Annotated in this window: 6 protein-coding genes; all 6 read right to left on the bottom strand. The window is 53.6% G+C overall.

Going from position 1 to position 16,623, the window contains the following annotated elements; all coding sequences use genetic code 11:
• Positions 1–59 precede the first annotated feature (59 nt).
• From TW77_RS13485 to TW77_RS13460, 6 genes are read right to left on the bottom strand one after another with little or no spacing between them, the layout of a single operon-like run.
• Positions 60–4,169 (bottom strand): capsule biosynthesis protein CapB, encoded by a 4,110-nt coding sequence (locus tag TW77_RS13485; RefSeq protein ID WP_046005507.1) that lies wholly within the window; start codon positions 4,167–4,169, stop codon positions 60–62.
• Entirely contained in the window at positions 4,159–8,499 is a 4,341-nt protein-coding gene (locus TW77_RS13480; protein ID WP_046005506.1) for a hypothetical protein, read from the bottom strand. Before TW77_RS13480 ends, TW77_RS13485 begins: the two co-directional genes overlap by 11 nt.
• A complete protein-coding gene (locus TW77_RS13475) occupies positions 8,487–9,245 on the bottom strand; it encodes a hypothetical protein (protein ID WP_052713178.1) in 759 nt (252 codons plus the stop codon). Before TW77_RS13475 ends, TW77_RS13480 begins: the two co-directional genes overlap by 13 nt.
• Positions 9,235–11,532, bottom strand: coding sequence for a hypothetical protein (locus tag TW77_RS13470; protein WP_046005505.1), 2,298 nt, complete (start codon positions 11,530–11,532; stop codon positions 9,235–9,237). The genes TW77_RS13475 and TW77_RS13470 overlap by 11 nt, the downstream gene beginning before the upstream one ends.
• Entirely contained in the window at positions 11,519–14,632 is a 3,114-nt protein-coding gene (locus TW77_RS13465) for a poly-gamma-glutamate biosynthesis protein PgsC/CapC (protein ID WP_046005504.1), read from the bottom strand. The genes TW77_RS13470 and TW77_RS13465 overlap by 14 nt, the downstream gene beginning before the upstream one ends.
• A complete protein-coding gene (locus tag TW77_RS13460) occupies positions 14,632–16,578 on the bottom strand; it encodes a hypothetical protein (protein WP_052713177.1) in 1,947 nt (648 codons plus the stop codon). Before TW77_RS13460 ends, TW77_RS13465 begins: the two co-directional genes overlap by 1 nt.
• Positions 16,579–16,623 lie beyond the last annotated feature (45 nt).

Below are 16,623 nucleotides of genomic sequence, written 5' to 3'. Positions count from 1 at the left end.
AAGTGATTCACATTAAGTGATTCACATTAAGTGATAGTGGGCCTTAAAGTCTGTCCGTCCTAATTCTGGTTGCGGTTCAGCCAGCGCTCGGTCAGCCAGCCGGGCTTTTGTCCCCGGTTCAGTGCGGCCAGAACCGAAATAGCGCGCTCCGGGGTGATCCGCTGGGTAGCAATATCCAGATAAACCTGTTGCGCCGTTTTTTTCCGTTTCACGGCCGCACCGGCATCCAGAAACGACTCGACCACTTGCAACACAAAGCGGGTGAAGCCCGAGAGATTTTGCCGCTCAGTTTCCTGTTCATCTTTGGCGTTTTGCTGAGTGAGCCGCTCGGCCAGATGACTGAGTTCGGCCTGAGCAAACTCACTTTGCGCCTGTGGCAGTTTGCCAAGGGTATGCAGCATCTTAGTGAAATAGTCACGCTCAATACGATTGATCTTATCAAGTTGCGTGAGTTTGTTCAGATCGCGCCGGAACTGAGCGTGGCTTATCTGAGGTTCAAGCAGGCGCTCGCAGCTGGCGTGCAAAGTATGCCAGTGCTGCCAGGCATAAACATAATTAAGCCCCGGGCCTTTGATATTCTGCATGCCCACAATCAACTGATGTTGTCCGGCAAGGCCCACACTGGCGATGCGATTGGTGAGCTCGTCAGCGGTGATATGCGGGTTATCCAGCAGCAGTACTTTACTGTGCAGGATACTGCTCAGAACACGTTCCAGCTGTTTCTGGTGATCTGTCAGGTCTTCAAGGCTCAGCAGCGATTGTGCCAGTTGCCAGTTATGAACGCGCTGCCGGACCAGGCGCTGCTGTACTTTATCGTCAATATGTTCAGTCAGGACAATCCCCAGCAGATCCTCATCATCAAGGTGAGCGGTTTCGAGCCAGGGGCTGTCATACAGGGCATTGAGCTGCTCAACAAACTGCGCAGCGTCGCTGCCACATTTCCACTGCGCCAGCAGGCGCTGCAAATCTTGCTTGTCGTTATTGTCAATCAAGCGGTTGATCCGGGTATCCAGTGCCTGATCCAGATACGCTTCAAAGCCATCGACATTGCTCCCAACCACAACGATATGATCGAAGCAGAGATCTTCAATCAGTACCTGAGCGAATACTTTGGAGCGCGCGACCCGGTCGTTGCGGTTATTGAGCAGGGCAATAGTTTGTGTCTCAGGTTTGTCGTTAAGCTCAAAGAGTCCGAGGCGTCGCCAGTTTTCCAGCGTGGCAAGGCGTTCATTGGCCGACATACTGTTGACGAAAGACTGAGTCACATGATCCACCGGGGCCGGCGTAAAGTGCTGTAATACGCCTACATCCGGCACAATGCGCTCAGCGGTTTCTTTGTACACATAGTCTTTGTCGATACCAATGTACTGCGCCATTTTACACACCAGCGCGATGTTGTCCGGGTGCTCCTCATAGGGATATAAGGCGCGGATATCCGGGGTGATCTGAAACCCGTCTCCCCAGTGTAACTGGATCAGGGTAGACTGCTTGTGATCTGCTGCGCGGTTGAGGATCGGGGCCATGGTTTGTTCTGCGGTAAAAATCTGGGTACGGCTGCCAATAAAAGCGGCCATTTCCTGCGCCACGTCGACGCCGGTCGGGCCGAGAATATCTTCATGATCCGGATACGTGTTGGTAATGGTGGTGAAATTATCGCGCATCCAGCGGCGCAGTATGCGTACATATCTGGGTGTCAGGCCCATACACTCCCACAAAAAGACATCTGCACGCACTGAGCGGGCAAAATCCAGCACATCGCTTTGCTCCCAGATACTCGCTTTGTCAAAAGGCCGGAACAGGGGCAGCTCATATTGCTCTCCCGAGCTGCGGGCGAAAATCATCATGGCTTCACAGCCCGTCGTTTTAGTGACCACGCGCAGTGCCAGGCTACTGAATAAGGCGGCTTTGAGGCGCTCGGTACCCGACTTGCCACGTGTGCCCCAGCCACCTATGGTGACGGGGATTTTCGCACGGTTGGTGCGGATTTTGCGGTTGAGACGAATGTGTCTCAGCCAGAAATAGGCGATAAAGGTCGAGACAAAAAACACCAGCTGGCCGATGCTGTTTTGATAAATGGAATATAGATACTCTTTAAAGCTGTAACCCAGATTGACCAGCACGCCCGGTACACCGGCGCGGGCAAACAACTTGCTAATGCCCGCCTCAAGGGGAAAGTCACAGTCCAGCTCACTGCCATACGGTTTAAACTCCAGAGCAAACCCGAGTTTACGTATGCGTGCCAGGTAGTTTTGTTGCTCCAGTTCATTACCTTTGCGCAGGCCATCAATTTCGGCATAGTTCACCGACAGCTGCCAGTAGGCTCGCACACGTTGCCAGACATGCTTTGGCGGGGTGACGACTAAAATGCCATCGGGCGTATAGTTTTTGCAGCTGGTTTTAAGGTGATCCTGGCTCAGCACGGACAGCAGATAGTCGGGCAGCGGCAAATGAGGACGAGCGCTTGCTTCTTTCAGGTGGTAGAGCGCTTCGCCGGGTACGTTGGTGGCGCTGATCTCGGCGGTTGTGCAGCTGGGCACATGTAACTGCGCCGAGGGGATTTTAGCACTGGTGTGGCTAAAGCTTTGACGTTTGTCGGTACTTGGGCTGAAAAACTCATGCCATACCCGCCAGAATCTGCGCCGGCGTTTATAGCCAACGATGACTCGCCAGCCTTGTTTGTCACGATACGCATTGAAGCTTTGTTCATGCTGAGCCAGCATGCTGAGCGCCCGGCCCAATGTGTCCTGGTCGATGTCCCCTGGCAGGTAAACGCTCTCCTGCTCTGCTAACTGCTGGGCAAGCTGGGCATGTAAACTTTGTTGAGTGAAGCTTATCAGCTGCTCCCGGGTACGGGTAATATAGCGCCTGACGGCCAGGCTGGGTTCACAGCTCAATGCCTGATTCAGCACCTCGATATAGTTTTGTGCCAGTGTGGTATCCTGACTGACAGCGTCATCGTCGAGCGGCGTTTCGACCGCTTGGTTGAGCATTAGCCTGGGGCTTTGCTCTAACAACATGCGTTTGACTTCAAGGCACTCTTTGCCAAGCAGAAGTGAGCGCCATAAGTTAAATGCGTAACTATCGGTGGCAAAGCGCGCGGCGGTTAGCTGTTTGACCAACGTGAAGCGCACCGCATCGACCGTTTCATCGGTAAAGCGTTGTTCAAGCAATGTTTTGGCGAGCTTATCCGGCAGATTAGGGAGTTGCTCTATGCACACTTGCCTCACCCGGGCAAACGGGTGCTGGGCTAACTCGTGCAGCAAAGGAATGTCTCGCTCTGCCAGTGGGTATTTGTTGGCCAGAATACGCGGCATCGCGGCGACAATAAACAGCTGGTCGTTACGCTTTTGCGCAGGCGTGCTGTCGCGCTCGCTGGTTTCCACATAGGCCCACATGTAACTGCGCACAAAGGTCGGACGCTGGTGGATCAAAATCTCCAGGATGTCCACCACGGCCTGGTAGGGGGTGTTTTCGGCATCCAGCAGCTCAATCAACTCAGCAATCAGTTCACTGTCCAGTTCCGGATCGGCTTTGAATTCGTTGATCAAAGACACCTGGTTGACCAAGGCGCGGATCATACCGTGGCGCACATGGGCATTGTTACTGGTGGCCATCAGGCGCAGGAAAAACGGTTGCAGATCCAGTTTCTTCCAGGCTTTATCCAGGTTGTCTTCAGACAGCCTGAGGTAGCGGTTGGTCAGCGCGCCCAGCTTGGCAATAAAAAAGCGCAGATCCTGCTCTAAGTCGGCAACCAGGGTTTGATAGCGCCCTATCACGGCGCCTTCGTCAAACCACCGTGAGAAGGCCTGTTTATCTTGTTGCAGCTGGGTGCCCGAGGCGCCCAGTGTTTCTGCATACTTGAGGATATGCAGTTGTTTCTCGGTGGCCAGCTCAGCTTTACCGAGCCTTTCAACAAACGACTGATAATCGGCATCGTGGCCCTCGAGCTGCTCATGCAATCGCTCAATTTTATGGCGCAAGAACGCAATGGTCTGAAGCAACTGCCAGTAGTCCAGCTGCTCGTCTTTTGGCTGGTTTTGTAATAGCTCCCAGCTGGCCAGCTCTTCGAGCAGCTGATGATATTTGTGACGGTGCAGGTTTAGCCAGAACTTTTCCGTATCGGCGAATAAAATGGCCTGAAGCTGGGATTTAAATTGATTATCTGCCATACAGGTCCTGCTCTAAGAAATGCGTCAGTTGCAGTGATTCAAAAATGATCTCGTCGTGGGCAAATGGCCCAAAGCCACTGCGTTGCAAGTTGCCCAGGGTGACTTCTAAGCGAACGCTGTGATTATTTCTGAACCAGTCCTGTGTCCAGCTCAGGCTTACCCAGCCACCGGTGTGCTCCGTGAAGTCAAACAGCGTTTGCCAGCTTACTGTGCTCAGGTATTGCCAGGTTGCGTTAGGCCTGTGGTCATCGGCAAACACGTAGCTGCTGCTCAGGCCAGCCGAGAAAATATGGCCCTGATAATATTGCTGCCAGACGCCACTTAATGAGGCCACGTCCAGCGAGGTCCAGTCTGAATTCGACGTCGTTGTGAGCTGAGCACTGAGCTGGCTGTCTACCCGACTCTGATGACGAATACGATAGCCGCCGCGCCAGCCGTCACTGTGATTGTGACGATAAAAGTTAAACATGGCATTGCTGATGGTTTCATCCGCCAGGTATTCGGCTTTGTCTATGCTGGTGTAGTAATAAAAAGGCTGCCACCACCACTGATGACGCCAGTGCTGATCTTCTCGCCAGATCTCGCCTATTGCCACCGTCCATTGACTGGTCAGGTGGGTTTCCCGGCTCTGCGGTGATTCCTGCCAGCGGTTATACCACTGCGCTTTGGCAAACCAGTCGTCTTCATCATCGAGCCAGTCGTACAAGCCGTTAATGCTAAACGAAGGTTCGCTGGTGTTGTTCAGACGGAAAAAGCTCTCCAGCCGATACCAATGCTGTTTATAGCGGTTACGCAGTCGAATGCCAAGGTCCAGCGTATGCTCTGAGCCCAGCGGTTCACTGCTTTGATAGATCCCATCACGGTTATATTGCATTACGCCTTCCACGTGGGTCAGGTTGCCATTGGCCTGCATAACGGGCTCATGATAGGAGTGCTCAGTCTGGGTATATAGCAGCTCAGGCTCTGCCACTCGGTAAGGCACGACGGGCGGTGCCACAGCCAGCTTATGGCGATTGGGGTCCAGCTGCCAGCGATAGAGCCTGGCCAGGCTCGCCGTTTGCGGCGCCAGAGTGATCAGGCCGGCGGGGTAGAATCCCGACTGTTCGCGTCGCGCATTGTGCTCGACATATTCCAGCTTGAGCACTGCATCTTTACTGAGTTTTGCGGTGATGGGGTTTGCTTCATCGCCATAATAGAACAGCTGCTCAGCAGCTAACTCGATGGCCTGCCAGCGACCCTGCTGATAGGCTTCGACTTCCACACTCAGCAATTGCGCGGCAAATGGATTAAGCCAGCGCACGACCAGGCTGCCAGCATCGAGATCCGCGCGAGTCAGGCCCAGCTCACTGCGAGTGTCATCAAGCGGCCAGTTGATTGTGCCTTCTGCGCGCTCAATACTAATCTGCGGACGCTCTTGTAGTTGCAGTAACTCGGCGTTCGAGAAGTGAAACACCAGCCTGACCTGCAAAGCGGCAAGCTCGCGCAAGTCCAGGGCCAGGCTATGATTGGGGCGTAAGATCAGCCCGGGTAGCGCATCATTACGACTGGTATGACGGCTAAACTGTTCAGCGCTGCTGCGCTTTAACAGCGCAGATAAATCGACCAGCTGAGTGCCAGCATAATTCTGATACGTGTCAAACGCTTGCCAGTGCCCAAAGCTCTGAATACGGCTATACAGAATATCCAGTGGCGCCACCTCACTGCGCTGCATCAACTTGGCTGACAGGGCGGTGAATTCATGCTCACTGAGCGACTGAGATTCAAGCCTTAGCAGGGCATTGAGCAGTAAAGTGCGCTGTGCGGCGACTGATTGCTCACTACTCACCGGCGTTTGATAAAGCAGGGACATAAAGTCTTGCTGCCAAAGTGCACCTGCCAGGTTCTGGCCGTGAGTGAGGCTGTGAGTCGGGGGCAGGGCATCAAATTGCAAAAGTAGCAACTGGGTGCTGCTGAGGGTTAATTGTTCCCCGCCACGCAGGTTGAAATAGCCGCTACTGGCAATAGACAGGCGTGGCTGGTTGTCGTCATCGATATGCAGCACGCTGGAGGCCGGTACATCGTCAAAAACAGGCATGATTTTACGCAGCTCACCCTGATGTGCATGTAACCAGGAGATCTGACCCTGCTCGGTGTCGGCCGCCTTTGCCCGGGCGCTGACCTTGAGTATCATAGGCTGATGCGCGGTGATGGTAAGTGGCTGATCAGCTAGCGGGTAGGCGCTTGTGTTGCTGGTCTCACTGAGCACGGTGCTAACGCCAAAGTGGCGCACTGAATAATCAAGTACGGGCGGGTCGCTCGCCGGCTGCGTATAACCGAGTTGTTCTCTGAGCACTTGTATGGTGTCATCCTCATTGCGCAAGTCATGGCCCAGCCACAATGCAAAGAGGTTTTGCTGAAGCTCTGCAAAGCTGTCGATCAGAGCGTCTCGACAGTCAGGTAAGGCGGTGTACCACAGACTGCATAATCCCTGAATACTGTGGATGGCCTGGGTGTTTTGATAGTGTTGCAACAGTTGCTGCGCTGCATAACGTTGTAGCGCCTGATAGGGATGGCTCAGCAATGCTCCCAGGTAACGCTCTGCAGTGTTGCGCTCCCCCAGGGCCCGAAAGGCTGCAATGCGCAGCTGCCAGGCTCGGATCACCACTTCCTTATGCGGGCTGTCAATCAGGGCTTTGAGCATCGGCAGTGCTTGCTGTGGAGCTTGCTGAACCTGCATTTCGGCTTCGCCAAGGCGGTAGTGCCAATGGCTGGCACTGAGGCTATCCGGGCTGTGCATATGGTCTGTGTGGGTCAGAGAAAAACGAGACAGACCCTGCTGATAGCTGTGAGCAAGGCGTTGCAGTTGTTGTTCCAGGCGATAAGCAATGGCCGGGCTTTTATCCCGAAGCAGTCCCGGGCGCTGATATAGCAGCGCATTATTTGGTAAAGATTGCAACTCCCTGACACGCAGGGCCAGGTCAACCTGCCCATCATCACTGACGGATACACTGAGCTGCTCGGCATCCAGGGGCAGTGGCAGTGACAGCATGGCAAAGTGCTCGGAGGGCAGCAGGTTGATGGTGTGGCGGTAACTATCAATGACCAGCGTCAGCTCGGTGGCTGAAGCTGTGCGTACATACAGCCGCAGTCTTGGAGACAGGCGCTGTTGAGCGGGTAACTCAAACTGCACCGCGCCGGATACCCTATGATAATGCAAAGTTTGGTCCTGCACAGTGGCATACAGGCGATCGATGGCTGGCCGATAGGCATGAATAACCGGCTGCTCACTGACATGGCTGGTGTATGGTTGCTCGGACTTTTTGGGCAGCAAGAAGCGCACTGTCGCTAACGTGTCTTGCAGCTCTGACAGGCGTTGTCGTCCCAGCGCGCTGGCCCTCGCAATATTCGCCGACTGCAGCGCTGAAATATCATGATGCTGATAGACCTGCTCCAGTTGCCACTGCAAGTTATCGGTCCAGTAGGGATTAAACAGCGACTCTGGCCAGGTTTGTGCGGCATCGGTATCGTATAAGCCCCGCTCCATTTGGATCAGATTAAGCAGCGTATCGCCTTGCGCCGTAATGCGCAGATAGCCCCCAGCAGGTACCGCGATATAGTCACTGCTGCTCAGACCAATGACCTGATCATCATCGAAAGTAATATCATGACCAAGCCGGTGTTTGCGCAGTTGCGGGGTAAACTCATCGGCAGGCGTGTCGCTCAGTGAGAGCTGACTGATCAGCGCATCATCCAGCCTGGCTGTCACTATGCCACGCTGAGCTTGCGGCTGAGCCTGGCTAAGCAGAATACGTCGGGCATTTAACCTAAGCTTGATGGCCTTGGCAAAAAACAGTTGCACACTCTGGCCGTCGTTCAGGCGATACAAGGTGGTATGTGTTTGTGCTTCATAGACTTGCATGGCTGGCAGGGCCAGCTTGACCGGAATACGAAACGGGTCTCTGTGACTGTGAAACTGACCCTGCCAGGCAGACACTGGCTGGATCTCATCAGTGGGATTATAAAAGCGCAGCAGCCGGGTTGTCGCGGTTGCAGGCAACTGGCACTGATGTTGTTCACAGTGTAACTCTGCGCGGGTAACGCGCTGCATGGCAGAAGGAGACTGTCCCTGAAACACCTGCACGGTGTGCGGCGAGTTTTCCAGGCTCATCCAGTTTCCGGCGGGCAGCAAAATAAAGCGCGACCGTCTGGGCTCCAGATTGATATCCGCGGCACTGTGGCGCAACTGCAGTGTGCCAGGTGCATACCAGTCGGGGGCGCTGTGCAGTGCGGCAGGTTTTGCCTGCACAGGCAACAGAAGGCTTATCAGAATTAACACAATCAAATAAGGCATAGAGCAAACTGTTCCAGAGTATCGGGCTGCGCGACTAGCCGCTCGCGCATCGGGCGACTGATCTCAATATGAATAAAATAGCCTGCCGGTAATCCCAGGCGATGCATAACATTGCGTGTACCACCCAGTTCAGACACCTGCTGCGGGTACTGATAGGTGTGTACACTCAGCTTTGACAGGCACAGGCGCAATTGTGACAAAGCAGCAGTGTTTTGTCTGCCCTGACTGATAATGAAATCGGCCTGACGGGCTTGCGGTGTGCGGCGTTTATCCTGAGCAAAGCCATGTAACTGGTACAGATGACGGGTTGGGTAACGCCTGGCAAACGCCTGCGCGGCCGCCGCATGCAGCCCGCTTGGGCGGTGTGAGTAGTCCATACTATACAAGTCGGGGCTGGGCGCGTTGCGATGTTCGGTATTGATCACCATCACCTGACATTGGGTCGCAAAGACCGCCTTACCTATTTCTCCGGTCAGCATATCGTGAAACTGGTGCGGTATGGATAACATGCAAGCCGAACCCTGTGGGCGATAATACAAATCGCCGCCGCCAAAGTGCGCTGAACTGGCCTGTAGTTTGACCAGGCCCGACTGGCTGCGTAATTGCCAGGGAGGCAGGGCTGCAGGCTGTGCAAACCAATTGTACAGCATTTGCCAGCTGGGGCTTTGCAGCTCAGCCGTATCGCTGGCCAGCCCCTTATCAGCCAGCAGTAATAATGCTAAAAACAGCAGTTTTTTAATATTCATGTTGCCACCATTGAGGTTGGGGAGGCGGTGTTGCATATTCTTCGAGCAGGGCAAACCACAGGGTCTGCTCTGCGGACACGCTCAGCTCATTGAGCGCGTCAATATCCGAGCCGATTGTTAACGTAACAGAGGGGTAAGCCGTTAGCGCCGGGTTTTTCGGATGCAGTAAAAAGGCAGGCAACCCGTGCTCTGGGGCCAGTGCATAGCGTTTACGGGCAATGCTGTACTCATCGGTGACACTTTGGCTGAAACGGCCGTCCAGCTGAGTCTGGATGAGCAGTGGATCTGCGGCTTGTGTACCTCGGGTAAAGGGTTTTATCACAATCGCCATTGGTTTGTCCTTGCCCCGATAGTCCTGCTTCAGGGTCTGGCCCGGTTGAAGCTGAAACAAACGCACTTTCCAGTAGTCACGTGGTTTGCCCAGATTGATAAAGTGCCGCGCAGACGGGTCCGATAAATTGGGCTGGAGATCAAGCTGGGTGATGTCCTGCTCAGTGTAGCGGATCCCGTTATCACTAAGGGTTATGACTCTGGGAATGGGGGCTGTCAAACTTCCCAGTCCCTGAATGCTACGTTGAGCACTGTGCAATGTCGCCAGACTAGTCAGCGGCGCATACTGAAACGGCGCTGGGGGCTCTGGTGGGGCAAAGTACTTGGGTGGACTGTAAACCAGCGCGGTATTGGATACTGGCAGGCGTACAAACAGCGCCTGAGACAAGTAGCCCGTTTGCTTTTCCTCAAGCGGTGGTGGCGCACTGAACAAGCGTACTTTGAGGATCTTTTGCTGTTCAATAAAATCAAATTCATTGTCAGCGCTTTGGCTGAACCAGGCCCCGACCTCAGTAAATCCGGTTTGTGGCGCATCGCACAAAGTGGCACACACATAATTCTGATGATGCATAGCGCCGTGCCGGCTTTGCAGTTTCACGGCGACCGCACTGGTGCTGCTGAGCGTGATTCTGTGTGCCTGCGGGCTTAGGCGCAAAAAGCGCTTTTCGCTATCGGTAATGACTTCCCGCCGGGTTTCCGGGGTAATTAAGCGGTCGAACCCACCGCTTTGGCCCGACAGAGTCAGGGTTTCTGTGCGTAAGCGTTGCAGCTGGCTATCATAAATGTTGAGCTGCATGGTGCTGCCGGCCGGGCCTCGCATATCCAGCTGGATATCACTGCCACCTTGTACTGTGTAGGCAACCTGACTGGCTTCATCGAGCTGATAATAGTAGCTGTGTAAGGGCGCAATGATCTGATCCTGTTGGTCACGCCAGGTGGTGATCATCTCCGTTTGGGAGTGGATCACTAACAGTCCCGGTTGTAACTCTGGGAGTAAAAAGCGTGTCGGGTCGTCAGTACCCGTCAGACTCAGAGGTTGCGGCGCCTGGCGCTGTGTGAGGTCGTGCCATATCAGCTGTAAATCGCTAACATCGCCTTGTGTTTGTACGCTTAAACTACCTGTGTTGGTCAGGCGAATTGAGGCGGACAGACCTGCTCGGGTATAGTATCCATCCAAATCAAATTGCTCGGCAGAAAAATCGTAAGTGATCACATTGTAAGGCAGAGATTCATACAGAATATCGGCGTCAAAATCGATCCCCGGGATCCCTTGCGGGGCCAGTTTTCGCCAGTCGTAAGAGACAGCGTTGGCAACTTGCTGAGGCTGCAAACCGCTGCTGCCAAGTGTGTGGTAGCTGGTCATCCGCTCCCGCCACTGCTCGGGCAACTTCAGCCAGGTGCGGGTAACATCATCCGCATTGGTAGGGGTTTTACCATGAATACGCACCACCACACCGCGCAGGCTGGGTTCTTCGGGAATTAATCGCAGGGAAATTTTACTGGCCCGGGTTAGTTGTTGCCAGTCGACGTAAAATGACTGGCCAGATGTTACGGCCAGTGCCTGCCTGTCTTCAATCAGTTGTTTAACCTGTTGCTGACCTTCTTCCAGTGCAAGCTTAGAGGCATGATGATAAACATGCTTTTCCAGCTCGTTGTCCTGACTGTCCAGCAAGCGATATTCAATGGCGTAATTGATAGGCCGATCAAACACGGTCTGGCTGGCAAAAATGGCATTCGACAACACCCGGATTGCAACGGTCCTGGAAGTGGGAAACGTATAAATGAGCGGGCGGTCCGGGCTGAGCCAGTGTACCACCGAGCGGGTTTCCTCTTCACTGCGCGCCGCAATGCGCTCAGCTGAATTCAGCCAGACGTATACATGCAGTGCAACACGGTATCCTGCCAGCAATAACATAATCAACAGCAGGGCTTGCAACAGACGTTTAATCCAGTACATTTGGCCCTCCCTGCATCATGTTCTCAAGCGCCTCGAGGGTGATCAATCGGTTACGCTGAGCAAGGTACACGGCCGCGGTTTTGCCGGCCAGTTGCACGTGCAAACCGAGTAATTGGTTGTCAGACAGGCGGATAGCCTGCAACTGACAGCGCGGCAGCTCATCACAGAGTGCACTTAGCCAGGGCAGATGCTGGGTTTGTGCGTAGCGCCCTATGTTCCTGCTGAGCTTTTGCATTTGCTCGTCTGATAGCTTAACCCAGTCATCTGGTCCGGTAGCCGCAAGGCGCAGTGGCATAAACCGGGGCATGGTGGATACGGCGAGTAACCTTTCCTGCAGCGCTTGTTCAGAAACGGCATAGTGTTGCTTAAAGTCTGAGGCCAGCCACAGGGTGGCCAGTTCACTGTCGGGACTGAACAGGCGATAGCCCGACTGCGGGGATGAGCCAATCTCCAGTCCCCGGGTGGCAATCTGACCCGATACTTTTTCGACACTAATACCCAATCGCGTCATGGCCTTGCGTAGTGCATTAATGGTGGAGGTATGACGAAAATCAGGCTGGGTAAATTGATAGGCAAGGGCGCTTGGACGGATCTGTGACGGCGCACTGTGGCTGCGAACCTGCAAGCTCAATACCGGCATTCCGGGATTATGACGCACCGCACTTTGATGCACCACATTATAAAGCGTTCGTGTATTGGTGGGTGCCATCACGTTTGCCTCTTCACTGGCATAAGGGTGAGCACCGGCAATAAGCAATGCCCGCGCTCCACTGGTCTGAAACAAATCCGTTGCAAACTGCAAGGTATTACTCTCGAATAAGGGCCGGGGCACCTGAATGGTCAGCGGCTGGGTCGTATTGAGGTTGATAGCGTAAAACCCCTGACCTTGCTGATAGTAGTTTATTTCGGGTAAAGGACTGATGACTACCAGGCGATGAGCATTGTTTATGACCAGTTGCAGTCGATAGCCCACCATATTGGCCAGCCGGTTTAGTTGCTCCAGACGATTAAGGTCATCTTCATTGATAGCGCGTGAGCGCAAGGCATGAGACAGCTTAAACAGAGGTTCGAGCACTTCGTATTCCCACAGCGCCGCTTCATTTTCTTCGAGCATACGAAAATGACCACTGCCCTTGGCGCTGATATGCTGAGAAAACTGAGTTACCAGTTCGTCCAGTGGCAGGTTAAGCTGCTCAACGGGATATTGCACCGCATTGGCATTGCTTCTTGCCGTATGTGAAAGCAGCGTGGAGTAACTCAGGTTGTCAAAAAAGGTTTCCAGCATGGCGCCCTGATAACCCGGATAGGGCAGATTGTCTTCGCTGAGCAGACCAAACTGGCTGCGTTCAAACCCCAGCAACCGCGTGAGCTGGCGCTGTGACAGTGACTCGGGCAGCTGATTGTAGATCCAAAACTGACTTTGCTCTGCAAAGCGCGTGAGTTTTAACTGGGGCCGGGTATATTGGTTAATAGCCCTCAGCTGAAGCACTTCATTGCTGTTCAGGGCGGCAATAAACGCCTGATAATAGGCGCTTTGAGGCCGTGTTTGCTGGCTTGCCACCGAGGGCGTCACCCGGGTGCCGAGTGCCAGGGCTCTGCTGCCTAGAATAGCAAAAAGCTGCCCGGCGGCATCCCCTGCCAGACGTTCACTGGTGGGGTAGGGCACCGTGACTATGTGCTCGCGCACGGGGGATTTGGCGAGGGCGAAAAAGCCTCTTGGGTGTGTTGTCTGGGTATCTTTGATCACCAAAGTCGCCGGGTTATCAATTAGCGCAAAACCCAGCTCCGCCAGCACCTGCGCGGCGCGCTGCTGAGTGTCCGGGTCCTGACGATTTTCATTCAGTAATCTGATTGCGCCTCTGAAGCGCTGTAACTGCTGGGCTTGCTGGTAGTGACTGAGGTTCAGCAAGTCGTATCTTGCTGTATAAAGGTAGCTTTTGTACTCACTGACATGGTGGCTCAGCGGTGCGCTTTGGACTTTATCTACTTCGATGGGTTGCACCGGGGGCTGGATCAGCGATGGCACAAACATGATGGCGAAGCCAATACCAAATGCCAGTAATCCGCCGACCATTGAGGTCTGGAAAGTGGCACGCAGCACCAGGCCCAGGGCATTTTTCTGATATATTTTGAGTGCCAGCAACGTCGATAGCATATAGCCAAAAGCAAAGGTATCCGTGGCTTTGAGGGTTGGGAAGTAATCAACCACGAAGTAATTGAGCACGAGTTTGTAAAAAAAGCCGATATTGAAAAACAATAGCAACAGCCGCGCCCCTTCAAAATTAGCATGCTTGAGGCGGGTCAGGTTGAGCAAGATGGCACCGAGCGATAAGATCACTGTGGTTTCGATAAAGGTGGTGAGCAGTTTAGTGGGCTGCATAAGTTGCAGGGCCAGCAAGGCCGGCAGCATGATGCCATTAAACTCCCAGCCGTAGCGGATATTAGCCCGGGAGGCCAAAAAGGCGGTGATCACCAGAATGATGTAGGCTTTGGGCGCAGCCAGTATAGAGGCGGCGACGGCTTCATACATGATGGCCAGGTTCGCAATACTGAAATTGGTAAACGGCATCAGAATAAAGCGCACTAAAATAAAGGTAATGGCCAGCTGTATGAGCGTTACTCGCATGCCATAACGAAAACCCCCATTCCACATCACGTTGGCGGTCAGTGCAATGATCACCAATCCCAGGCTATACAGCTGGCCGGCGTAATCAAAGGTAATGTCCCACAGCGCCAATACCTGGCCAATCTGGGGCCAGAACAAGGTATCCATAAATACCCTGACCAAAATACTGATCAAAATAATGGCAAAGAACCTGTCCCGGCCAAACATTTCGGCATATCCCAGCCGCTCCATCGCCACTTTGGCGCTGCATCGCATCAGTACATAGACCACTATGGCTTCAAGGATAATGACCACGGCGGAGACCGGGCTGACAATCAGCAAAGGCACCAGGTAGCCGGGCACCACCAAACCGGTAAGCGGAAAGCCAAACCGCAGGTTCAGCATGCATACCACGGCAATTCCCACCCAGACGGTGGTGATAACAGATTGGCCGAGTCCGCTGCCATCCGGGAAAAGTGGTAACACCCAGTCCATTACAGCGTGTGCTCCTCGTTGCTGTCTTCATTGTTATCGGGGGAGACCGACGTCAGCTGATTTAGCAGTGCATGTGGGTCTTCCAGTTGCTGTAGTAAGGTGGTGATGTCGATAAATTCAAACAAGATCCCGGCCACCGAAAAAGGTTCGCCTATGGTACTGCTGACCTGGCTGGCTGAGATAGAGCGAATATTCAAAATATAGGTGTCTTTACCAAGCGTGGCAGGCAGAAACAGCTCACCCTGTTGCAGGGTCAGATAGCGCAGCTTACCTTTGAGCGTTTCCTTTGGCATGGCAATGATTTTGTCCAGCAGATCCAGCGCCGTCATTTCGAACAGTGCGAGGTGGTGCTTTTTCGCCAGTTGTTCGAGCGGCTGATTGGTCTGCACCACCTGGCCAAATAAATTAAACAACACCGCAGCGGTGCGGATCTGGTTAAAGACCTGCTCCAGCGTAGACAGTTTTTGTTCCATTTCACCGATGGCGGTTTTGACTTTCTGGCTCAGGGGTTTTTCGAGCGTCAGTGTCAGTGCCCGGGTTAAGGGACTCAAGGTGGCACGTTGCTGGTTTTGCAGCATTCTGTAGTGGAATAACAGCTCGCCAATCTGACTGGCAAAGCGGTTTACGTTTTTGACAAATGCCTTCTCGTCGAAATGCTCGTTAGGGATCACCGTCATGGCCCAGAATCCCCGAATGTCGCCTGCGTACATCAAAGGCACGACAAATTGCCGCTCCTGCTCCTGAAGGCCAGTGAAAAAGGGTCGGGCGGTTTGCACTGCGCCAAACGCTTTAATGGCATCTGAATAGGGTGGGCGCTGATAATCCCGGCGCTGCTCTAAGATGTCTTCGATATTGCAGTTAATAGCGCGGATCTCTTCAAGCCGGTGATCGCCTTCAAGGCGTGCGAGAAAAATCGAGCGGTTTAGGGCAAGCTGCTGATTAACTAAGGTAATAATGGCATCCCAGGGGGTGCTCTCGGTACTGATTGAACGCGGCAGATAGCGACCCATCATGCGCTGGTGGACATTGGCAATGAGCTCCAGCAGCTCGTTTTCTTCAAGCCATTTGCGCGAGAAAAACACCCACAACATGGTCATCACATTGATCACCAGCAGCTGGCCGATTGGCAGCAGGTAATGTGCAAACAGCAATACCAGGTAACTGCTCAGCAGGCCGACGGCGGACAGGCCAACAGCAATAATAATACTCAGGGTCAGCGTGTTTTTTTGATAAATGATCAACAGCAGCGCCAGTAAGCTCAGTTGTAGCACAACGGATTGCCACTGTGCCAAGCGCGTGACCAGTTGTGATTTGGCCAGACTATCTGCAACATAGGCGTGCAGGTAAACGGGGTTATTGGCACCTTGTAACTTAGGGGCTCGCAGCGGCACGCTAAAGCCTAACTGTTGCTGGGCGATGAGTACCACTTTGCCAGCCAGCTGGCTGATGAGTACATCTTCTTCCAGCAGCCGGGTGCTCGAAAACTTGGGCAGGGCACTGGGCGCCAGCGCGAAGTTGATCAGTTTGCCCGTGTTGTTTTGCTGTGGCCCGTAAATACGCTCCCAGACATTCTGACATTGTGACTGCGGCTTGCCGAGCACCATATTGTATCCCAGCCAGGGTTGCACGGCTGGCAGACAATAACGCGGATCGGCAAAGGGGAAGTACACATTAGCAAAAGACATGCTTTGTTTGGAGGCAACGTCGGATAGCACCACGATGGCTTTAACATCCTGGGTGAGCAACTGGCTGATAAGGCTTGACTGCTGATGTTGCAGATTGGCAGACTCGATCACCACAATGTCACTGCTTTGCTGCTCAAACAGCTGATTAAACTGGCTATATACATAGGCATTCAGGCGCGCAAACGAGCCGTGTACGGCAATCACCAGCACCACCAGAAATAGCAGTAAGATCGACCAGAATGGCTTTTGCCGTTTAATCATAAATACTTGTTGTTTGAGCGACACACGCCCCCCGAGTTAGTATGG

Source organism: Pseudoalteromonas rubra (genome assembly GCF_000967655.1).
GTDB classification, from domain to species: Bacteria; Pseudomonadota; Gammaproteobacteria; order Enterobacterales; family Alteromonadaceae; genus Pseudoalteromonas; species Pseudoalteromonas rubra_A.
Note: the sequence above shows the minus strand (reverse complement) of the source record. Positions and strands in the feature narration are given on the sequence as shown.

Excerpts from the sequence above, each read along its gene's own strand:
- TW77_RS13485 (WP_046005507.1), bottom strand. The coding sequence starts at position 4,169 with ATGGCAGATAATCAATTTAAATCCCAGCTTCAGGCCATTTTATTCGCC.
- TW77_RS13480 (WP_046005506.1), bottom strand. The coding sequence starts at position 8,499 with ATGCCTTATTTGATTGTGTTAATTCTGATAAGCCTTCTGTTGCCTGTG.
- TW77_RS13475 (WP_052713178.1), bottom strand. The coding sequence starts at position 9,245 with ATGAATATTAAAAAACTGCTGTTTTTAGCATTATTACTGCTGGCTGAT.
- TW77_RS13470 (WP_046005505.1), bottom strand. The coding sequence starts at position 11,532 with ATGTACTGGATTAAACGTCTGTTGCAAGCCCTGCTGTTGATTATGTTA.
- TW77_RS13465 (WP_046005504.1), bottom strand. The coding sequence starts at position 14,632 with ATGGACTGGGTGTTACCACTTTTCCCGGATGGCAGCGGACTCGGCCAA.
- TW77_RS13460 (WP_052713177.1), bottom strand. The coding sequence starts at position 16,578 with ATGATTAAACGGCAAAAGCCATTCTGGTCGATCTTACTGCTATTTCTG.